The organism is Halalkalibacter flavus, from assembly GCF_036663575.1.
Taxonomy (GTDB): domain Bacteria; phylum Bacillota; class Bacilli; order Bacillales; family Bacillaceae_D; genus Halalkalibacter; species Halalkalibacter flavus.
This window is the reverse complement of record NZ_JAWRVK010000002.1, coordinates 183,332-202,927: the sequence shown is the minus strand read 5'-3', so window position 1 is coordinate 202,927 and position 19,596 is coordinate 183,332. Positions and strand designations below refer to the sequence as shown.

Below are 19,596 nucleotides of genomic sequence, written 5' to 3'. Positions count from 1 at the left end.
TTGTGCCCTCTTCCTTTTTACGATAGGCCGTGATCTTTTTCTGAGATCTCAGAAAGTGCTTCTCCGGCTTCATTTTCATAAATGTTTTGAGTAGCCAAATCTCCAATCGCTACCATCCCAACAATTTTTCCGTTTTCTACAACTGGCAATCGACGAATTTGGTGCTCTGCCATCATGTTTGCGGCTTCGTGAGGATCGGTTGTTGGAGATGCTACAGTTAAATTTGTTGACATGCATTCCTCAACAGAAGCGTGTGTATCGTCTCCATCTGCTGTAGCACGAATCGTTATATCTCTGTCTGTAATAATCCCTACTAGTTCACCATTTTTCACAACAGGGATCGAACCGATATCCTTTGACTTCATCATTGAGGCGGCTTCTTGAATAGACTGAGAAGCTTCGATCGTGATTACATCTGTTGACATGATTTCATTTAAGTTTTGTGCCATTATAAACACTCCTTTCAAGAGAAGTATCTGTTAAGATGAGTTATTTATGCATGCATGATGAAATGGTATGATAACAGTATTGGGAGATTTTGCGTAAGGAGAGTATATTGTAGATGCATAAATTATTATTTAGATGCCTATTTAAAACAATTTCAAGCTAAAGTAATCAAACAGGAACTCGATAATGAGGGAAAATGGTACATCGTTTTAAATGAGACAGTTTTTTACCCAACAGGAGGAGGTCAGCCTCATGATACAGGGGAACTTGAAAAGGAGCCTGTAATAGGAGTTGAAGAGGTAGACGGTGAAATCCGTCATTACGTATCCAAGCCTATTGATAGTGATGACCTTGTACATGGGAGCATTGATTGGGAAAGGCGATTTGACCATATGCAGCAACATGCTGGTCAACATCTCTTATCAGCATCATTTGCAGACCTATTTAATCTAGAAATGGTCAGTTTTCATTTAGGAAAAGAAGTATCAACGATTGACCTGCATACCCCGGATTTGTCAGAAGCTCAAGTAAAAGAAGCTGTTCAATTAGCAAACAACATAATACTTGAAAATCGGCCGATTGAAACAAAATGGGTGGACAATAATGAACTGAAACATTATCAATTAAGAAAAACACCATCTGTAACAAAAGATATTCGCCTTGTCATAATACCGGATTTTGATTATAACGCCTGTAATGGAACGCATCCTAAATCAACTGGAGAAGTTCGAGCGATTAAAGTACTAAATTGGGAAAGGCAAAAGAAAAACATACGAATACAGTTCGTTTGCGGAAACCGTGTGTTAAATCAGTTTGATAAAAAACAATCTGTCTTACTTGCATTAATTGAATTAATGAGTGCACCAGAACTAGATCTTGTGCATGTTATAAAGCAAAGACTGGTCAAAGAAAAAGAATTGGAAAAATCACTCGAAAAGCTCAAGGAAGAATTGCTTTCTAATGAGGCGAAAGAATTAATTAGTTCAGACGAGTTGGTTATTGGGCGTACATACGAAGATAGATCGATAAAAGAATTACAGAAGTTAGCTCAAATAATAACTGGTCAAGCTCCTAAATGTACTGTGTTCTTCGTTTCAAAAAATGAGAATCGCTTACAAGTTAACGCAGCTAAAGGGAAAGAATCAATTTTAAACTGTAAGGAGCCTGTATTGGCTGCATTACCTATTATTTCTGAAAAAAGCGGGGGAAGTGAATCGCTTGTTCAAGGTGGTGGAGGTGCCTTGACTTTATCTTCGGAATTTTTAGAGCAGATTCTTGGCCGTGTGTGACTTTTTGGCGTAGCCCTATGATAAATTGCCGTTAGTCGTATTAATAATAAAACATTGACAAAGCTAAAAAAGAGGAGTAAATTTTCACTAACAACTAAAAAGAGCCTTTTAATCGCTTAATCATTTAAAGAGCGGGGGAACCAAAATTGACGGATACAACCGTCTTGGGGTGAATCTTACGTATGTAAGAAGGGGTACTCTCAATCCCTAATCCGACAGCTAACTTCGTCAGCGTTTTGAAAAGAGAGAAGGGTCTATCGACCATTCTTTGTGATGGTCTTTTTTTATGCACTAAACAGGGAGTGGGGGAAAATGGCAGTAAAAAAACAATTTGCTGTAATTGGCTTGGGACGATTTGGTGGAAGTATTTGTAAAGAGTTATACAAAATGGGACATCAAGTTTTAGCTATTGATAATCGAGATCACAAAGTGAATGAATTTGCAACGTTTGCAACTCATGCAGTTATTGCCAATTCAACAGATGAAAAAGCTTTAAAATCTCTAGGTATAAGAAACTTTGAATATGTAATTGTTGCAATTGGAGATGACATACAAACAAGTATTTTGACAACCCTTCTATTAAAAGAAATGGATGTTAAAAATGTGTGGGTGAAAGCTCAAAATGCTTATCACCATAAAGTGCTAGAAAAAATAGGGGCAGATCGCATTATTCATCCAGAGCATGATATGGGAATTAGGATTGCCCAACATTTGAATTCTGAAAAGATCGTAGACTATATTGAATTATCAGAGGAATATAGTATTGTCGAATTGTTAGCGACTAGGAAAAATCACAATAAATCATTAATTGATTTGAATGTTCGAGCAAGGTACGGTTGCACAATTTTAGCCATAAAACGAAAAGAAAACATTAATGTTTCTCCATTGCCAGATGAGGTCATTTATGAAGGTGATATGTTAGTAGTTATTGGTCATAAAAATGACCTGAAACGTTTTGAAGACGAAGGAATGTAATATGTTTTTCAAAAAGGAGATGTTACACCGTACTTTTCAAATGTCACCACCTCAAATTTTAGCGTTAAGCTTTCTCGTTGCAATTGTAATAGGAACGGTACTATTAAAATTACCAATTTCGACTGTAGAGGGCATTTCTTGGATTGATGCTTTGTTTACAGCTACGTCAGCAACAACAGTAACGGGGCTCGTTGTTCTTGACACAGGGTCTGCTTTCACGATTTATGGTCAATTTATAATTATGATCCTCATTCAAATTGGCGGTCTAGGGTTAATGACATTTGCAGTTTTAATTGTACTTATTCTGGGAAAGAAGATCGGATTAAGGGAGAGACTAATCGTTCAAGAAGCCTTTAATCAGACGTCCATTGGCGGAGTTATTCGATTAGTGAAAATCTTACTCATATTCACCCTTCTCATTGAAGCTATCGCAGTATTGTTATTATCAATTCGGTGGGTACCGGAATATGGGTGGGCTCATGGCATTTACTCGAGTATTTTCCATTCTATATCCGCCTTTAATAATGCTGGTTTTTCTTTATGGGCCGATAGCTTAATGGGGTACGTTGGTGATCCTGTTATTAATATTGTAATTACATTACTCTTTATTACTGGTGGGATTGGATTTACAGTGTTGTCTGACCTATGGCATACAAAGGAATTTCACCATCTTTCGTTACATTCAAAACTTATGCTTGTTGGTACGTTCGTGATCAATACAGTAGCCATGCTATTTATTTTTACCGTTGAATATGCGAATCCACATACTTTAGGATCATTAGCTTTAGATGAAAAGGTATGGGCAGCTTATTTTCAAGCTGTCACACCTCGTACTGCAGGATTTAATTCGCTAGATATCGCTAGTATGGAGCAAGGTTCGATTGTATTTATGCTTTTATTAATGTTTATTGGTGCTGGAAGTGCATCAACAGGAAGTGGAATTAAGCTGACGACATTTATTATAATCATTATGGCAGTGTGGACTTTTTTAAGAGGAAGAAATGAGACTGTTATTTTCGAGCGCACGATTCGAAATCAGATTATTATTCGATCGTTAGCGATTGTTGTGATTAGTTTATTGGCGGTTTTTTTATCGATACTAGCATTATCAATAACAGAGAGTGTCCCATTTATTATGATAGTTTTTGAGGCATTTTCAGCCTTCGGGACGGTAGGATTATCAATGGGTTTAACGGGAGATTTAACACCTATTGGAAAAGAAATCATTATTGTTTTGATGTTTATAGGTAGAATTGGCCCATTAACACTAGCATTTTCTTTAGCAAGAACGCAAAAATCGAACGTACGTTATGCAGATGGCGAAGTATTCACAGGATAAAAAGAGACTGTATAAAAACCAAGAACAACCCCTTTTGAAAGGTTTGCAATGGCAGACTCGTCGTGCGCCTCTTATGAAAAAACTACTCAAAACAGGCTTCATAAGATTGTGACTGCATAGCTCATTGCTTAGAGGCTGTCTAAAAGGTCAAAGAACGGACCTTTTAGACAGCCTCTTTAAATGTGGAAATAATGGGAACAATAATTGAAGTTAGAAGAAGGAGGGGTAAATATGCTGTTTATTTTTGAAATTATGAGAATCACAGTGAAAATAAAAAAGTTAATTTTGCTATTGCTTACGTTCATTTTTTTAATATGTAGTGCCTTTTTTATTCATTGGTTAGAGCCTGAAATGTTTCCGAACCCTTTTATTGGGTTTTGGTATGTAATGACAACTGTTACAACAACAGGCTATGGTGATTTCGTGCCCGAGACGACATTAGGTCGTCTGTTTGGGTTATTTCTCTATTTTGTCGGTATTGGATTAATTGGTATTGTCATTGGGAAGATCGTAGAAGGATTTGGGATATACAGAAAGCTAAAGGAGGAAGGGAGATTGAGTTACAAAGGACAAGGTCACTATGTGATCGTAGGGTGGTCAAGTAAAGCTAATCATACAATGAATGAAATTCTAGAGATAGATGATAACGCAAAGATTTTAGTAATAGATTCAAGGGCAAAGACTCCTTTTGAACATGAGAAAATGAGTTATATTCAAGGAGACCCAACCGATAAAGAAACATTAGAAAAAGCGAATATATTACAGGCAAAAGCTGTATTGATTTTCACACAGGACAATGAATTTAATCCCACAGCAGCTGATGGCCAATCTTTGCTAACTGTGTCTGCGATTGAAGGCTATGCAGTTGAAATGAAACAGGAAATCTATACAATTGTTGAAATTCTTAAGGAGAAACATATCTCCAATTTTAAGCATGCGAATGTCGATGAATTTGTCATTGCAGATGAGGCACTTTCTGATTTAATGGCCAAATCAGCCATTGATAAAGGTTCAAGTAAATTAATTATGAAATTACTAAGTAGAAAAAGTGGGGTTGATATTAGGAAAATAAAAAAGCAGCCAGCTTGGCAAACATATAATGATGCATTTGAAGAATTAAAGCAACTCGGGGCTACACTTATATCTGACCGAAATGATTTTAATTTGGTGACAAAATTAGAGGAACCGATACCAAATGAAGCGGAACTGTATGTCATTTGTAGCAAAGAAGCGTATGAGAAAATGGCTACATCTTGAGTCCATGAACAACTGTTTTAAAAAGCCTTAAAGAGATTAGGGGGTCACTTCAAAGTCAAACACCTTTTGGGTAACCCCTTTTTTGACAGAACTATAAGAATAGCAATCCAAAAATCGTTGTAATTGTTAAATCAATGATTACGGGTATGAAACTTTTTCGAACGAGATCTAAAACTGATATTTTGGCAACTCCGGCAATGGCAATAATAGGTGACCATGCAACCAATGTCCCGCCGCCAACCCAAATAGCTCCGATTTGACCAATAGCTGCCAAAGTGGCAGGGTCAACTCCCGCGGAAGTCGCAAAGGCATCAGAGAGGGAACCGATTAACGGCAGACCAGAGAATCCGGATCCGTCTAGACCAGAAATCATTCCAAGTATAAGGATTCCAAAACCGGTAATAAAAGCATTATCTGGGATAGCGTGTTGACTTGACTCTACTAAATCAAATAAAAAGGCAGGTGCATGATCAGGATCATTTACTCCTAAAATACTTGCAGAAAACTCTCCACTTCCCATAAAGAAAAAGCCTGCTATTGGAATGACTAACCCCATGACTTTAAAGGCAAAAACGAACCCCTTGACGATATGATCACTGACTTCTTTTAACGATCTTCGATAATCACGGAATAGAGATATAGAGATTAACAATAGAAGCGCAATACCACCAATTATTGAAGCGCCTGCTCCGTCTGCAATGGCTAGAATAGCATAAGCATGTTCCGGCTAAATATAACCAGTGTGCAAATGTTAATTCCATTGTTCTAATCTCCTTTGTGCGGATTGTAGAAGAAACGATACCATCCTATGCAGGAGCCCAACTTAATGTGAAAGAGGTCGTTTACCTACACTCGAATAAAAGACATTACCAAAAAACAATGATATAATTTGTACGTTAATTTTATAGTGCTTAATATGAGGAACTAGGTGATCTTATGGATTTTACGATTAATTATTTAGCATTCTTTGTCGTTCAAGTCGACGGACAAGGAGAGCAAGCAGATAAGCGTTTTAAACATTACCAAACTTTAGATGAAGTGATGTACATAGATAGTGCGTTAAAAGATTTTCTTGATGGCGAATTAATGAAAGTTGCAAAGCGGAAGGTAGAACGGAACCCAAAGTCAGATTCAGTTCCAACGAAAATCGGTCGGTTTATTGTGGAACCAGGATATGATTTGGAGACAAATCCCAATTATAATATGTTTCATAGAATTCGTTCAGCAGGTTCAATAGATGATTTTAAGAATAGTAGTGAAGAGTTGGTTCAAGCTTATATGGATACAAGTGCGATAAGGGGAGGAGCATTACTTGTTCTCCGAGCTAAATTTAATAAATACTTTGATGAACCATTTGTCTTTGTTCTAAAATGTGACTTTGAACAAAAAGTAGCAACCATTACAGATGAAAAAACGATGATTCGAAATGTTGAACGAGCGATTACAACCAAAAATATGAAATCTATCCAATATCCTTATATGCCTGAAGAAGGCATGCTTGAGGAGTGGGAGTTGAAAATTCATCAATCCTCACATGCACGATACTTTGAAGACTTTTTAAAGTTTGTTGAGTACCATCAATCGTTACCAGAGATTGTCAAAACACAGGTTGTGCAAATGGCACAGCAACATATTGCTGAAACGTATCGGGAGGAAAGTCCTGAGCGTCAGCAAGAGGAAGAATACATTGAAGCTTGGTCGAATACTCCAGTTCGTGAAATGCAGGAAAAGTGGACACCGGAGCAAGTTGTAGAAGCATCTGCACCAATCATTGAGCATCAACCGGAAATTCCGTTAAAGCTGAAGCTTGACCATATTGATGTGAAGGCGATGCTATCAGATTTTGGGGAATCACTTCATATTGCGAAGGTGAATGGGCGGTATGTGATTGTGATTGAAGGAGATGCGTTTACGTTTGAGAAGGGGGTTTCACCGGTGGAGTTTTTGAAGCCTGAACCTTTGGATGAGGTGCTGAAGAAGATTGGGAGGTAGGTGAAGGGGTATTGCCTAAATAAGAAATGGATGATGGTTTCTCCATCCATTTCTTATTTAGTGAGGATAATATTATAGCTTTAAGGGTTTACCCTGAAAACTACCTAATTTGTCCATTTCCTGAAATTTGTAATTTTGTTGTTGTTAATGCTGGCAGCCCCATTGGTCCACGAGCATGCAATTTTTGGGTCGAAATTCCAATTTCTGCTCCGTAACCTAAAGCACTCCCATCCGTAAATCGTGTTGAGGCATTATGATAAACGGCAGCAGCATCAACCTCCTGTAAAAATTGATCTGCAATGTTTTGGTTTTCTGTAATAATCGCCTCAGAATGTTTCGTTCCATATTTTTCTATATGGGTAATAGCCTCTTGAATGTCATTAACAAGTTTAACGGCAAGATCTAAACTTAAATATTCCTCAGCCCAATCTTTTTCAACAGCCTCAACAGAGCCAGGGATCATTTTCACAGCTTCCTTATCACCATGTACGCTTATGTTATATTCGTTGAGCTTAGAAATCAGCAAATCCTTATGATTCATAAACCAATCTTTTTGAATAAGTACTGTTTCTAAGGCATTACAAACAGCAGGTCGATCAGTCTTAGCATTAATAATAATTTTTAACGCTTTTTCTACATCAGCTTCTTTGTCTACATAAATATGGACGTTACCAACACCGGTCTCAAGGACAGGAATGGTTGCTTTTGTTACGACGGTTTCAATTAATGAACCACCACCTCTAGGGATGAGAACATCGATATATTGTTTTAAGGTAAACAGTTGTTCAGTCGCTTTTCTATCTGTACTAGCGATAAATTGAACTGCGTCTACTGGTATTTTTGTTTTATTGAGAGCTTCATGAATGACAGAAACGATTGCTTTATTTGAAGACAAAGCAGAAGAACCGCCTTTTAAGATGATCGCGTTTCCTGATTTTAATGCAAGTCCCGTCGCATCGACCGTTACGTTCGGTCTAGCTTCATAAATCATTCCTATTACTCCGAGAGGAACACGCACATTTTTTACTTTCAGTCCATTTTCCAATGTCCATTCAGAAACAATTTCACCTGTAGGGTCTTTCAATTTAACAACCTCTCTTAGACCATTGGCAAAGTCATTTACACGTTCTTTCGTTAGAAGGAGACGGTCCATAAAGGCACGATCGAAGTTTTTTTCTTTTCCTTTATCAAGGTCCTTTTGATTCTCATTTAATAAAAATGAGTAATTCTTTTCTAATTCATCCGCAATGATAAGTAAAGCTTCATTTTTATCGTTTGTAGACAAAATACTTAATGCCTTGCCAGCTATTTGGGCCTTCTTTGCTTGCTCTTTCACATTTATTTGACTACTAGCTATTGTACTCAAGCAGATTCTCTCCTTTAATTGTTAGTTTGGTGTAGTTATATTTGTATAGCAAACGAAGTCATTTTGACTAATGGCTTCACTTTTTGTTACTTTTATATGGTCTGGAATTTCTTTTAGTTTGAGTCTTTTGATTTCCCTTAGCTGCTCAGCAGAGTAATTAATGACACCACGCCCGACTTCGTCTCCATTCATATGACGTATAACAACAACATCACCACAATCAAACGTTCCATTCACTTCCCGAACTCCTTGTGGAAGTAAGTGACTTTGCTCTTCTGTAATAGCGATACGTGCTCCTTCATCAATAATGACTTCGCCTTTTGTACCTGAATTAAACGCGATCCAATGCTGTCTTACATCTAGATCATCTTGCTCTGCATTCGGTTTAAAATAGGTCCCTTTTGCTCTATGGTTCACAGCATCCAATAAAATATTTGGTTTATTCGCATCTCCAATAAATGTTTCAATTCCTGCAGCTAGTGAGATTTTTACGGCTTCAATTTTAGAACCCATTCCTCCTGTTCCAACTTCACTATCTGAATCACCTGCCGCAGCTTCAATCTCTGGAGTAATTTCTTGAACTACCTCTATAAGCTTAGCGTTAGGGTTTGTTCTAGGGTTGTCGTTATATAGCCCATCAATATCTGATAAAATAACGAGTTGATCTGCTTCAACCAAACCTGCGACCTTAGCTGATAAGGTGTCGTTATCGCCAAATTTTAATTGCTTAATGGTAATAGTATCGTTCTCGTTAACAATTGGAACAGCTCCTCGTTCTAAAAGGACTTGTATCGTGTTTCGGGCATTCATATACCGTTTTTGATCTAAAAAATCACTTCGAGTAATTAATATTTGTGAAGCTACATATCCATGAGATCCAAATCTCTCTGAATATGCTTCCATCAAAAGGCATTGTCCGATGGAAGCTGCAGCCTGTTTTTCAGCCAAGTTATGAGGGCGTTCTATAAAGCCAAGTTTTCGATATCCCGCCGCAACAGCCCCTGAAGATACCAAAACAAGTTCATGCCCATCATCTAAAATAAGCGCAATTTCATCCACTAAGCGGACTAATTTTCTTATACTAATTTCACCGTTTCGACTCGTTAATGAACTACTGCCAATTTTGACAACAATCCGTTTCTTTTGTTGACCTTCTCCCAATTGGAATCACCTCTATTTTTTAAAAATCATCTTAGTGTGTTTTCAGGTATCGTAGACATCTCTTTAGTAATTTCTCTTGAACGTTCAGCTGCTTGTTTAATACACTCAATTATAATTTCTTGGAATCGATTGTTTTCTAATACATTTAGTCCAGCCTCTGTGGTTCCTCCTGGACTTTTCACATTGAGATATAGCTCTTTTGGTGTTTGGTTTGAGGATTTTAACAAGTCGATAGCTCCCTGTATCATTTGCAAAATTAATTCTCTCCCCAATTCTTGCTCAAAATGAAGTTCTTCTAAAGAATGAAACATGCCTTCAACTAAATAATACATATAGGCAGGACCGCTTCCAGCGATAGCCGTGACACTGTCCACATCTTTTTCTAGTACTTGTTTTACGGTACCTACTGCTTTAAACAACGATTCTGTGACTGCCAGATGTTCATCGCTGACGTATTTGCCTGGAGAGATAACAGTTGCTGATGAGCCGACCGCTGCTGATGTATTAGGCATCACTCGAATAACTGGGGCTTTATGACCTAGTAAGTATGAAATATAATCAGTTGTGATTCCGGCTAGCACCGAAAGGATTAGTTGTTTTTCTGAAGTGTACGATCGAATAGTTTTAATAGCTTCTTGAACTCCAGCTGGTTTCATTGCGAGTATGACAACATCAGCTTCTGCTAAGACTTGTTCATTGCTTGAGCTTACTTGTACACCGTATTTTTCTTTCAATTCAAGAAGTCGTGCTTCGTTTTGACGGTTTGTTACATATATATTTTTAGGGAGCATTTTCTTTTGCTGAATTAAACCTGAGATAATTGCTTCAGCCATAGATCCTGCGCCAATAAAAGCTAACTTATGGTGTTGTGTCACTAAATATCATCTCCAGATTGGTGATTGTTTTTAACATTTATTGTTCAGTAGTCATAAATTAGTCTGCCCAGTCAATAGGAATTGGATAAGAGTCTAAGTCGATAAAAATGAGTGGATATATTACTAATTAGGTTTACGTTGGAAAGACATTGATATGGAGAGTCAAACGTTAGAGGTGTTATTTTGTAAATTTCTTGTATGATTTTCCGTAAAAGATATAATGACAAATTAGATAAATGATAAAATAAATGGGCAAGGAGTAAAGATGTTTCCAACCAGTTGGCTGATATAGTTCAATCCAAATAAAAAAATGGTTCAATAATGTAGGACGTTGCAAGTGCAAAGATTAGACCTTTAAGGTAGTGGTTAAGCTTAGGCTTCAGCTGAAGTAAGGTCATAATGGTAATAGGCATTAGAGTTGTATCCCAAGGAAGGAATGCAGGAATTAATGGTAAAACAGAATGTTTATAATACCAAAAACCCAATTGAACGCCAAGAGAATCTAGAAAAGTTGAAAGAAATATAACAAAAAAACCAACAGTCAACAAACGTAAGGTACAGTCTTTCTGTCTAAATAAAAACCATAAAATCCAAGGAATGATGCTAAGACCTACTCCTATCCACCATTGCCAAGTAAAGAGGACACTGTCCAACCATATTGAAAGCTTTTCAATAGTGAGATCACTGACTTGATCATATATTTCTTCTAATTTTTTTTCGTCTTTTGGATCATGCATGATATGCTCCTTAGTTACTTTAAGAGGGGTATTTGGACTTTGTATGTAACGGTGATTATTATGACGGTTAAATGCTTGATCCCCTTAATAATGTTTTACTATGGGGATCAGTTTATTCACTTTATCGCTCTATCAATCCAACCTCATCTAAAAATTTTCTTGCTACTGTCGATTCAAGATCAATTTCTAAGTGCTACAGGAAAGCCCCGAAAAAAATTGGATTTGAATCCTGCATTTCGATCCGACGCATAATTAAGGGATTTTGTAGAAGACGTATTATTTGACAATTAAAATGCAATTAACATACAGTTGAAAGTAAGTTATTTCCTTTGTGAAATTCAAAGAAGTTGGCATGATAAAGATAGGAGTGTGATTGGAATGGCAAAGATCGTTATAATTTCAGGTGGACCATCAAAAACAACTAGGTTAAAAGGTATTATCGATTATGCACAAAGTGTGCTAAGTGAACAAGGAATGGATGTAGAGGAACTACATGTAATTGACATTCCAGCTGAGGACTTAATTTTAGCTAAATATAACAGTGAAGCTATTTTAGCAACGAATAAAAAAGTAGAAGAAGCCGACGCAGTTATTGTAGCAAGCCAAGTTTATAAAGCTTCTTTCACAGGAATCTTAAAAACATACCTAGACTTACTCCCACAAAAAGGGCTAGAGAACAAAATTGTTTTACCACTTATGCTAGGCGGTACGATTTCACATTTATTAGCAATTGATTATAGTTTGAAACCAGTTCTAGCTTCTTTAGGAGCAGAAAATATTATTAAAGGTGTTTTTACACTTGATACGTGTGTAACTAGAGAAGAAGATGGAAGTACAACAATTGAGCAAGAAGCGAAAGAACGATTAGAGGCTTCCTTCCATAAATTGGTGAAAGAACTAAAAAAACAATAATTACTTTTTAAAAGAACGAGCTTCAACAGGAAGTTCGTTTTTTTGTGTCGTGCCGAAATGTAAGTTCAGTGTATTGTACATACTAAATGTAGAAAGACCATTAAAATGAAAGAAGTAAAGGAGTTGAAGAAGAAAATGCCGATGTTTTTCGGGCAATCAGGTGCTAGTACAGGTAGTTATCAGTTCCCTTTTTTAGGATTGTTTGACGCTGATTTCGATGGAGAAATTAAAGGCGAGCACGATGCTTACGACATATATGTAAATGAAGAATTTGTTGGAAAAAAACTACTTCTTACTGAATCTGAAAATGTAGATGATGTTGTTAGTTTTTTAAAACAACAAGGAGTGCAGCAGGTTTCGGCTCAATTAGATGGAGACCATTATATTATTCGTTCAGAGGAATCAGAACGAATAAAACAAATTCTTGATGCTTATTTGCAAAACCGCTAAATCAAAAAAGGACCAGACCCCCATTGAGGAGTACTATAATGTGCTTGGGGGGTCTGAAATATAGTTTGAGACAACCTTATTGTCTTATTTATCCGACCAAGACTTTTCATTTAGCAAGCTTGGTGGTTTTTCCCCGTTTAAAGCGGTACGTAGATTTTTGGCTGCAAGTTTTGACATGTTATATTCACATTCTGTAGTCGAAGAGCCGATATGTGGCAAAGTAACTATATTTTTTAAAGTTAAAAGTGGATTATCAGGGTTGGTTGGTTCCTTTGTGAACACATCGATACCAGCTGCATGGATTTCTTTATTGACTAAAGCATGATAAAGAGCCTCTTCATCGACATTTTTTCCACGGGATCCATTTATGAAAATAGCACTTTTTTTCATTTTCTTAAAGTCTTTTACTCCTATCAATTTTTCCGTTTCTTTCGTAGCTGGGACCATCAAACAAACAAAATCTGATTGCGTAAGAAGATCATCGAAGTCACAATATGATGCTTGATATAACTCCTCAGCCTCTTTGTTTTTTGAGCGGTTATGGTAAAGAATATCCATGCCAAAGCCGAAATGAGCTCTTCTCGCTATAGCTCGGCCAATATTCCCCATTCCGATAATTCCTAGAGTTTTATGATGTACATCTACGCCATATTGATCTGGTTGGAGAGAAATATCCCACTGTCCTGACTTTACAAACTGATCTAACTCGGGAATTCTTCTAGCAGTTGAAAGCAGTAAACCAAAGATTGCATCTGCTGTTGTATCGTCCAAGACTCCCGGTGTATTTGTAGCCAGTATTTTCCGTTTTGTTAATTCTTCAAGGTCTAAGTTATCATAGCCAACGGATACGTTACAAACGACTTTAAGGTTGGGAGCGTTGTCTAATAGTTCTTTCGTTACTTTTAATGCAAGTCCAATAATGCCTTCAGCTTTTTTTAATGCAAGGTCAAAATCTGGATTTCCTATGTATTCATGGTTATGGAAACTTGTTACCTCGTACTCTTTTTCCAATTCTTTAATGACTCGTTTATCAACTCTCATATAGACAAGAACGTTTGGTTTCATAAAGACTCCTTTCAATCAATAGTACGTAAAAACTTTAGCACAAAATAACTTTTTTAACCAATGTTCCATAGGCAATGAATGGAGGTGTATGAAAAAAATTCTAAAAAAGTGTTTGAATTTATTGTAGATTCCTATATAATGACAATATAAATTAATTTAATAGAATTAACTAGGGGAGTCCAATGAGTTGGGCTGAGAAACATGAACGTTAAAGATTGTTGACCCTTTGGACCTGATCTGGATCATACCAGCGTGGGGAAGTTTAAGAAAGATTTTTATTGACTATACTTCTATCAATTAGCCGGGTCCAAACCAATTGTTTGGTTCCGGCTTTTTTATGTATCTTCAGCTTCCTTCCTTTTTATGTCTAGATTTTGTCCTTTCTATTTCAAAAGGAGAGAATTCAATGTCCACACCTTCATTAAATGAAAAAAACATTTCAATTATGTCTAGCTTTTCAGGCAGTAAAAAAGTGTATGTCCAAGGTTCGAGGCCTGACATTCAAGTACCTATGCGAGAAATTGAATTAAGTCCGACATCAGGAACGGTTGGGGAAGAGGAAAATCCGCCAGTTCGCGTATATGACACAAGTGGTCCATACACGGACCATCATTACAAAGTTGATATAACAAAAGGGCTTCCTGCTCTTCGCAGCAAGTGGATTAAAGAACGAAATGATGTGGAAGAGTACGAAGGGCGTAAGATTAAACCAGAGGATAACGGGTATATTTCGGCAGAAGACCCACGTGCCAATTCTCATGTCTTCCCTGGGTTAGAACGAAAGCCGTTACGTGCGAAAAAAGGTAAAAATGTAACACAGCTTCATTATGCAAAAAAAGGTATTATTACACCTGAAATGGAGTTTATCGCAATAAGAGAAAATCTTGATCCAGAATTCGTGCGTTTGGAGGTTGCAAGCGGTAGAGCGATTATCCCAGCAAACATCAACCATCCTGAAACAGAACCGATGATTATTGGACGCAATTTCCATGTGAAAATTAATGCGAATATTGGGAATTCGGCGGTTTCTTCATCAATTGAAGAAGAAGTTGAAAAAATGACATGGGCAACGCGCTGGGGTGCTGATACGATGATGGATTTATCGACAGGTAAAAACATTCACACAACACGTGAGTGGATCATTCGGAATTCTGCTGTTCCCGTTGGCACGGTTCCGCTGTATCAAGCACTTGAGAAGGTCAATGGGATTGCAGAGGATTTAACGTGGGAAGTATATCGTGATACGTTGATTGAGCAAGCAGAGCAAGGAGTTGATTACTTTACGATCCATGCGGGTGTTCTCATGCGATACGTTCCATTAACGGTAAAACGTCTAACAGGTATTGTTTCGCGAGGTGGCTCGATTATGGCACAGTGGTGTTTATATCACCATCAAGAGAACTTCTTATATACTCATTTTGAAGAAATTTGCGAGATTATGAAAACATATGATATCGCGTTTTCTTTAGGAGATGGGTTACGACCAGGATCCATTGCTGATGCAAATGATGAAGCCCAATTTGCGGAATTAGAAACTCTCGGCGAACTAACAAAGCTAGCTTGGCAGCATGATGTTCAAGTCATGGTGGAAGGACCAGGACATGTACCAATGCACTTAATTAAAGAAAACATGGATAAGCAGTTGGAAATGTGCCACGAAGCACCATTTTATACACTAGGTCCATTAACGACTGACATTGCTCCTGGATATGATCATATCACATCAGCTATTGGTGCTGCGATGATTGGTTGGTTTGGTACAGCAATGCTTTGCTACGTAACACCAAAAGAACATCTCGGATTACCTAATCGTGAAGATGTACGTGAAGGGGTTATTACGTACAAAATTGCCGCTCATGCTGCTGATTTAGCAAAAGGGCATCCAGGTGCACGAGTTCGTGATGATGCTTTGTCAAAAGCTCGTTTTGAATTCCGCTGGAGAGACCAATTTAATCTAGCACTTGATCCGGAACGGGCACTAGAATACCATGATGAAACGCTACCGGCTGAGGGGGCGAAAACGGCTCATTTTTGCTCGATGTGTGGTCCGAAGTTCTGTAGTATGAGAATTTCACATGACATTCGCCAATATGCGAAAGAAAATAAACTAGAAACTAGCGAAGCGATTGAAAAAGGCTTGAAGGAAAAAGCTGAGCAGTTTAAGAAGTCTGGCGGGAAAATTTATCAGTAAACATCTAAGGAGGATTGACGTGGTGAAGGTGCCTGATATTCAAAGGAAAATTGATAAATTAAGGGAGGATCTGCTTTACTGGGAAACTCACTTAAAGGACGTACAAAATAAGTGTCACCATTCATTTGAAAGTACTCCACTTTATAAAAGGTGTTTGCATTGTCAAAAGGTAGAAGCTTTATATTACTAGGTCATATAGTAAGAAAAGATTACAAAATTTCATAAATCATTTTCGAATTTGGTCTCACCGAAGTACCCTCTGAACATAAACTAGTTTCAGGGGGTGTTTTTCTTCATGTATGGAAGGTATGGAAGACCACCAGGGCCACCTGTAGGCCCGCCTTATCAACCTTATCAACAAAATGCAAAAACTCCTAAATCTAAGAAGCCAAAGGCATCATCATACAATATTCAGGATTTATTTACAGGGAAGAATTTAGATATTATTGCAGCTGCTTTATTATTATCTGGTAAATTAAAGGTTGATGCTGTGGAGTTATACCGAGCATCACCTGTAGTTTCAGTAACTTTATTAGGAGAGTTTCTTACTCCTGGAAATGATAAATCGAATGCTTTAGCAGACTTCTTAAAAGAAAATGGAGATATGACACTTGATGATGTATTTGAAGCCTTTCAACAAAGAATTGAGGAGGATTAATTAAATGGGGAAGAAACGATCAGGAAAGTATGATAGCGGCTTTGATGGGAAAGGTTTTACAGGTGCTATTTTAGTTGGAGTATTGCTTTCTTTATTAGTATTTGGATCAAGAGATATTGAGGATTTAACGGATGCACCAGATTAAACTATAACTTTATAATTAAAGGGCAGGCTGTGGAGAATCACTTCTCAACAACCTGTTTTTGTATGCATTTCGGGCTAAGGAATAGTGGTATGAAAAGAAAGTTATTTTTGCTGCTTTTTATCTAAAAGTGCACGTTCATTAGGTGTGAAAATTCTTGAACGTGTTAAAAATCGTTTCCCTTCAGGACCTTCAAGAGAAAACATTCCTCCACGTCCTTTGACCACGTCAATTATGAGCTGAGTGTGTTTCCAATATTCGTACTGCGCTGAGCTAATATAAAATGGGCAGTTACCGATTTCTCCGAGTAGTGTATCACTTTCGCCGATCATAAATTCATTTTCAGCATAACACATCGGGGAACTACCATCGCAGCAACCACCAGATTGATGGAACATAAGAGGGCCATGCTTCTTTTTTAAAAAGTCGATAAAATCGAGTGCTTCTTTTGTAGCTGTAACTTTTTTAATCATATCACCCTCCTGATGGCGGATTTAAATCGATTTTAATAAAAAAGGAAGATCACCTTTGAATGAAAAGAGTGCGAACAAGGTTGCGATGGCACCACACGCCGTGCGCCTTTTGAGAAGATCACTCAAAAGGCTTAAAAGATAACGGCGGCTTCGCACACCGCATCGATTTAAGTAAAAAAGAAGAGTGCTTTTTTACTTGAATCTTAATAAAACCCTAAGGCGTCTGGGTTGTAGCTTACTAGCATGTTTTTTGTTTGTTGGTAATGTGAGAGCATCATTTTGTGGTTTTCGCGTCCAACACCTGATGCTTTATAGCCACCAAATGCTGCATGTGCAGGATAAGCATGATAGCAATTTGTCCATACGCGACCTGCTTCAATGTTTCTGCCAAAGCGATAGGCTTTGTTGATATCGCGGGTCCATATACCTGCTCCAAGTCCATAAAGTGTATCATTGGCAATTTGCAATGCTTCTTCTTCATCTTTATAAGTTGTGACAGATACCACGGGGCCGAAGATCTCTTCTTGAAAAATACGCATTTTATTGTGCCCCTTAAAAACAGTAGGTTGGATATAGTACCCGTTTTCAAATCCCTTAATAGTATTTCTTTCCCCGCCGGTTAAGCACTCTGCTCCTTCTTGCTTTCCAATATCTAAGTACGATAATATTTTTTCCATTTGTTCATTTGATGCTTGAGCTCCCATCATCGTAGATACATCAAGTGGGTTTCCTATTTTTATTTCTTTTACCCTAGCAAGAGCTCGTTCCATAAACTGATCGTACATCGATTCAGGGATGAGTGCACGAGAAGGGCATGTACATACTTCACCTTGATTTAAAGCAAAAAGAACAAATCCTTCTATCGCTTTATTCAAAAAGGCGTCATCTTCCGCCATTACATCTTTAAAAAATATATTTGGTGATTTTCCTCCAAGTTCTAATGTGACTGGAATAATATTTTGAGAAGCGTATTGCATAATTAATCGACCTGTAGTTGTTTCTCCTGTAAAGGCTACTTTAGCAATTCTGGAGCTAGTAGCCAGCGGTTTCCCTGCTTCAACTCCAAATCCGTTTACTACATTTAATACACCAGGTGGCAGAAGGTCCTGTATTAATTCTAGTAATACCATAATTGAAGCAGGGGTTTGTTCTGCTGGTTTAAGAACAATGCAGTTACCAGCTGCTAAAGCAGGAGCTATCTTCCAAACGGCCATTAAGATTGGAAAGTTCCAAGGGATAATTTGTCCTACAACCCCTAATGGCTCATGGAAGTGATAAGCAACCGTATCATTATCAATTTGACTAATAGAGCCCTCTTGAGAGCGGATGACTCCTGCGAAATAGCGGAAATGGTCAACCGCGAGCGGGAGATCTGCGTTCAATGTTTCGCGCACCGCTTTTCCGTTATCCCACGTTTCAGCAACAGCTAACATCTCAAGGTTCTCTTCGATCCGATCAGCAATTTTATTTAGTATATTCGCTCTTTCCGTAACTGATGTTTTTCCCCATGAGGCTTTCGCAGCATGTGCAGCATCAAGGGCAAGTTCAATGTCTTCGGCAGTCGACCTAGCAACCTCACAAAAAACATCCCCAGTAACAGGGGTTACATTTTCAAAATATTGACCATTCACAGGGGTTGTCCATTCTCCATTAATATAATTTTCGTACCTTTTCTTAAAGGTAACTTTTGAATTAGGTGTACCTGGTTGAGCATAGATCATTTTTATTTTCCTCCTTGAAAGAGAGCAGTGGTTCTCTCTTATTAACTTTATAAAACGCCTACATAACAGGTGTATTATCATCACTACTAGATTATTCATATAAATAGATGTTTTCGAAAATAATTTTTAATAAGCTGCTATATTAACAAACTAGTGAATTTCGGCTAGACTTAATATCAAAGTTTAAGTGTCATTGTTTTTTTGGTGTGCAATCTCTTATTCTCTGGATGGTAGAGGATATGATTACGTCAGTTGTTGAAGCATTCTATTATGTAACTCAACATTTGTTTTTCGGGCAAAAAAAAGAGTGGTTGAAGTTGACCATACACTATCTCTCCTTATTTTTGTTATAACGAACATCGTCGGCGTTCTATTACATGGAATGGCATTACAATGTTTTTTTCAAAGATCGGAAAGTTGGTATTGTCATTATAAGTAAAAACGAATGAGGCAGTCGTCAAAAAAAGAAGAGAAATCTTTGTAAGTTGAAACCTTTTGTCATGATTGGTCGTTTCATTAGTAGAGAAATTAGTTGAGAGTATAGAC

The 19,596-nt window shown here is 37.5% G+C and carries 19 protein-coding genes and 2 riboswitches; of the genes, 10 read left to right on the top strand and 9 right to left on the bottom strand.

Annotated features, from left to right (window positions below; translation table 11 throughout):
• Nucleotides 1–17: 17 nt before the first annotated feature.
• The gene (locus SAY88_RS02285; protein ID WP_250098266.1) at nucleotides 18–449 is read right to left on the bottom strand and encodes a CBS domain-containing protein; all 432 of its coding nucleotides are present in this window, start codon (nucleotides 447–449) and stop codon (nucleotides 18–20) included.
• A gap of 54 nt (nucleotides 450–503) precedes the next feature.
• Here SAY88_RS02285 and SAY88_RS02280 point away from each other — a divergent pair, with 54 nt between their 5' ends.
• The 4 genes from SAY88_RS02280 (at nucleotide 504) to SAY88_RS02265 (ending at nucleotide 5,307) form a co-directional block, all read left to right on the top strand.
• A complete protein-coding gene (locus SAY88_RS02280; protein ID WP_332628955.1) occupies nucleotides 504–1,736 on the top strand; it encodes an alanyl-tRNA editing protein in 1,233 nt (410 codons plus the stop codon).
• A 103-nt stretch (nucleotides 1,737–1,839) separates the two neighbouring features.
• Nucleotides 1,840–1,985: riboswitch (cyclic di-AMP (ydaO/yuaA leader) on the top strand.
• A gap of 63 nt (nucleotides 1,986–2,048) precedes the next feature.
• Nucleotides 2,049–2,711, top strand: coding sequence for a potassium channel family protein (locus SAY88_RS02275; RefSeq protein ID WP_332628953.1), 663 nt, complete (start codon nucleotides 2,049–2,051; stop codon nucleotides 2,709–2,711).
• A 1-nt stretch (nucleotide 2,712) separates the two neighbouring features.
• Complete coding sequence (locus SAY88_RS02270; protein ID WP_332628951.1) at nucleotides 2,713–4,050, top strand: TrkH family potassium uptake protein; 1,338 nt, start codon at nucleotides 2,713–2,715, stop codon at nucleotides 4,048–4,050.
• Nucleotides 4,051–4,281: 231 nt separating this feature from the next.
• Nucleotides 4,282–5,307: an ion channel gene (locus tag SAY88_RS02265; protein WP_332628949.1), complete on the top strand. Its 1,026-nt coding sequence runs from the start codon at nucleotides 4,282–4,284 to the stop codon at nucleotides 5,305–5,307.
• A 91-nt stretch (nucleotides 5,308–5,398) separates the two neighbouring features.
• On the opposite strand, the gene SAY88_RS02260 is transcribed toward SAY88_RS02265, so the two are convergent.
• Nucleotides 5,399–5,959 carry a hypothetical protein gene (locus SAY88_RS02260; protein ID WP_332628946.1) on the bottom strand — a complete coding sequence of 187 codons (561 nt, stop codon included), beginning with the start codon at nucleotides 5,957–5,959 and terminating at the stop codon, nucleotides 5,399–5,401.
• 284 nt (nucleotides 5,960–6,243) lie between these two features.
• On the opposite strand from SAY88_RS02260, the gene SAY88_RS02255 reads away from it, so the two are divergent.
• Nucleotides 6,244–7,299, top strand: coding sequence for a DUF3900 domain-containing protein (locus SAY88_RS02255; protein ID WP_332628944.1), 1,056 nt, complete (start codon nucleotides 6,244–6,246; stop codon nucleotides 7,297–7,299).
• 100 nt (nucleotides 7,300–7,399) lie between these two features.
• Here the strand turns inward: SAY88_RS02255 and SAY88_RS02250 are convergent, their stop codons facing one another.
• The 4 genes from SAY88_RS02250 to SAY88_RS02235 all read right to left on the bottom strand — a co-directional run bounded on the left by SAY88_RS02250 (nucleotide 7,400) and on the right by SAY88_RS02235 (nucleotide 11,438).
• Complete coding sequence (locus tag SAY88_RS02250; protein ID WP_332628943.1) at nucleotides 7,400–8,665, bottom strand: glutamate-5-semialdehyde dehydrogenase; 1,266 nt, start codon at nucleotides 8,663–8,665, stop codon at nucleotides 7,400–7,402.
• Between the two features lie 21 nt (nucleotides 8,666–8,686).
• Nucleotides 8,687–9,826, bottom strand: a complete 1,140-nt coding sequence (gene proB / locus SAY88_RS02245; protein ID WP_332628941.1) for a glutamate 5-kinase — start codon at nucleotides 9,824–9,826, stop codon at nucleotides 8,687–8,689.
• 26 nt (nucleotides 9,827–9,852) lie between these two features.
• A complete protein-coding gene (gene proC / locus SAY88_RS02240) occupies nucleotides 9,853–10,701 on the bottom strand; it encodes a pyrroline-5-carboxylate reductase (RefSeq protein WP_332628939.1) in 849 nt (282 codons plus the stop codon).
• A gap of 293 nt (nucleotides 10,702–10,994) precedes the next feature.
• The gene (locus SAY88_RS02235; protein WP_332628938.1) at nucleotides 10,995–11,438 is read right to left on the bottom strand and encodes a CBO0543 family protein; all 444 of its coding nucleotides are present in this window, start codon (nucleotides 11,436–11,438) and stop codon (nucleotides 10,995–10,997) included.
• 378 nt (nucleotides 11,439–11,816) lie between these two features.
• Here SAY88_RS02235 and ssuE point away from each other — a divergent pair, with 378 nt between their 5' ends.
• Nucleotides 11,817–12,350 carry an NADPH-dependent FMN reductase gene (gene ssuE, locus SAY88_RS02230; protein WP_332628936.1) on the top strand — a complete coding sequence of 178 codons (534 nt, stop codon included), beginning with the start codon at nucleotides 11,817–11,819 and terminating at the stop codon, nucleotides 12,348–12,350.
• A 105-nt stretch (nucleotides 12,351–12,455) separates the two neighbouring features.
• Entirely contained in the window at nucleotides 12,456–12,800 is a 345-nt protein-coding gene (locus SAY88_RS02225; protein ID WP_332628935.1) for a hypothetical protein, read from the top strand.
• Nucleotides 12,801–12,884: 84 nt separating this feature from the next.
• Here SAY88_RS02225 and SAY88_RS02220 read toward each other — a convergent pair whose 3' ends face one another.
• Nucleotides 12,885–13,865, bottom strand: a complete 981-nt coding sequence (locus SAY88_RS02220) for a 2-hydroxyacid dehydrogenase (RefSeq protein ID WP_332628934.1) — start codon at nucleotides 13,863–13,865, stop codon at nucleotides 12,885–12,887.
• A gap of 161 nt (nucleotides 13,866–14,026) precedes the next feature.
• Nucleotides 14,027–14,141, top strand: a riboswitch (TPP riboswitch).
• A gap of 130 nt (nucleotides 14,142–14,271) precedes the next feature.
• On the opposite strand from SAY88_RS02220, the gene thiC reads away from it, so the two are divergent.
• From thiC to SAY88_RS02205, 3 genes are all read left to right on the top strand, one after another.
• The gene (gene thiC, locus SAY88_RS02215; protein WP_332628933.1) at nucleotides 14,272–16,056 is read left to right on the top strand and encodes a phosphomethylpyrimidine synthase ThiC; all 1,785 of its coding nucleotides are present in this window, start codon (nucleotides 14,272–14,274) and stop codon (nucleotides 16,054–16,056) included.
• A 295-nt stretch (nucleotides 16,057–16,351) separates the two neighbouring features.
• Complete coding sequence (locus tag SAY88_RS02210) at nucleotides 16,352–16,714, top strand: hypothetical protein (protein ID WP_332628931.1); 363 nt, start codon at nucleotides 16,352–16,354, stop codon at nucleotides 16,712–16,714.
• A 4-nt stretch (nucleotides 16,715–16,718) separates the two neighbouring features.
• Nucleotides 16,719–16,859: a hypothetical protein gene (locus SAY88_RS02205; RefSeq protein ID WP_332628930.1), complete on the top strand. Its 141-nt coding sequence runs from the start codon at nucleotides 16,719–16,721 to the stop codon at nucleotides 16,857–16,859.
• 101 nt (nucleotides 16,860–16,960) lie between these two features.
• Here SAY88_RS02205 and SAY88_RS02200 read toward each other — a convergent pair whose 3' ends face one another.
• Together SAY88_RS02200 and adh are read right to left on the bottom strand one after the other, a co-directional pair.
• Complete coding sequence (locus SAY88_RS02200; RefSeq protein ID WP_332628929.1) at nucleotides 16,961–17,329, bottom strand: DUF779 domain-containing protein; 369 nt, start codon at nucleotides 17,327–17,329, stop codon at nucleotides 16,961–16,963.
• A 203-nt stretch (nucleotides 17,330–17,532) separates the two neighbouring features.
• Nucleotides 17,533–19,050 (bottom strand): aldehyde dehydrogenase, encoded by a 1,518-nt coding sequence (gene adh / locus SAY88_RS02195; RefSeq protein ID WP_332628928.1) that lies wholly within the window; start codon nucleotides 19,048–19,050, stop codon nucleotides 17,533–17,535.
• Nucleotides 19,051–19,596: the final 546 nt, after the last annotated feature.

What these genes read in the sequence shown, in the direction of transcription:
- SAY88_RS02235 (WP_332628938.1), bottom strand. Translation starts at nt 11,438, where the DNA reads ATGCATGATCCAAAAGACGAAAAAAAATTAGAAGAAATATATGATCAA.
- SAY88_RS02205 (WP_332628930.1), top strand. Translation starts at nt 16,719, where the DNA reads ATGGGGAAGAAACGATCAGGAAAGTATGATAGCGGCTTTGATGGGAAA.
- SAY88_RS02225 (WP_332628935.1), top strand. Translation starts at nt 12,456, where the DNA reads ATGAAAGAAGTAAAGGAGTTGAAGAAGAAAATGCCGATGTTTTTCGGG.
- ssuE (WP_332628936.1), top strand. Translation starts at nt 11,817, where the DNA reads ATGGCAAAGATCGTTATAATTTCAGGTGGACCATCAAAAACAACTAGG.
- SAY88_RS02200 (WP_332628929.1), bottom strand. Translation starts at nt 17,329, where the DNA reads ATGATTAAAAAAGTTACAGCTACAAAAGAAGCACTCGATTTTATCGAC.
- thiC (WP_332628933.1), top strand. Translation starts at nt 14,272, where the DNA reads ATGTCCACACCTTCATTAAATGAAAAAAACATTTCAATTATGTCTAGC.
- SAY88_RS02265 (WP_332628949.1), top strand. Translation starts at nt 4,282, where the DNA reads ATGCTGTTTATTTTTGAAATTATGAGAATCACAGTGAAAATAAAAAAG.
- adh (WP_332628928.1), bottom strand. Translation starts at nt 19,050, where the DNA reads ATGATCTATGCTCAACCAGGTACACCTAATTCAAAAGTTACCTTTAAG.
- SAY88_RS02275 (WP_332628953.1), top strand. Translation starts at nt 2,049, where the DNA reads ATGGCAGTAAAAAAACAATTTGCTGTAATTGGCTTGGGACGATTTGGT.
- SAY88_RS02220 (WP_332628934.1), bottom strand. Translation starts at nt 13,865, where the DNA reads ATGAAACCAAACGTTCTTGTCTATATGAGAGTTGATAAACGAGTCATT.
- SAY88_RS02280 (WP_332628955.1), top strand. Translation starts at nt 504, where the DNA reads ATGATGAAATGGTATGATAACAGTATTGGGAGATTTTGCGTAAGGAGA.
- SAY88_RS02270 (WP_332628951.1), top strand. Translation starts at nt 2,713, where the DNA reads ATGTTTTTCAAAAAGGAGATGTTACACCGTACTTTTCAAATGTCACCA.
- SAY88_RS02285 (WP_250098266.1), bottom strand. Translation starts at nt 449, where the DNA reads ATGGCACAAAACTTAAATGAAATCATGTCAACAGATGTAATCACGATC.
- SAY88_RS02255 (WP_332628944.1), top strand. Translation starts at nt 6,244, where the DNA reads ATGGATTTTACGATTAATTATTTAGCATTCTTTGTCGTTCAAGTCGAC.
- SAY88_RS02210 (WP_332628931.1), top strand. Translation starts at nt 16,352, where the DNA reads ATGTATGGAAGGTATGGAAGACCACCAGGGCCACCTGTAGGCCCGCCT.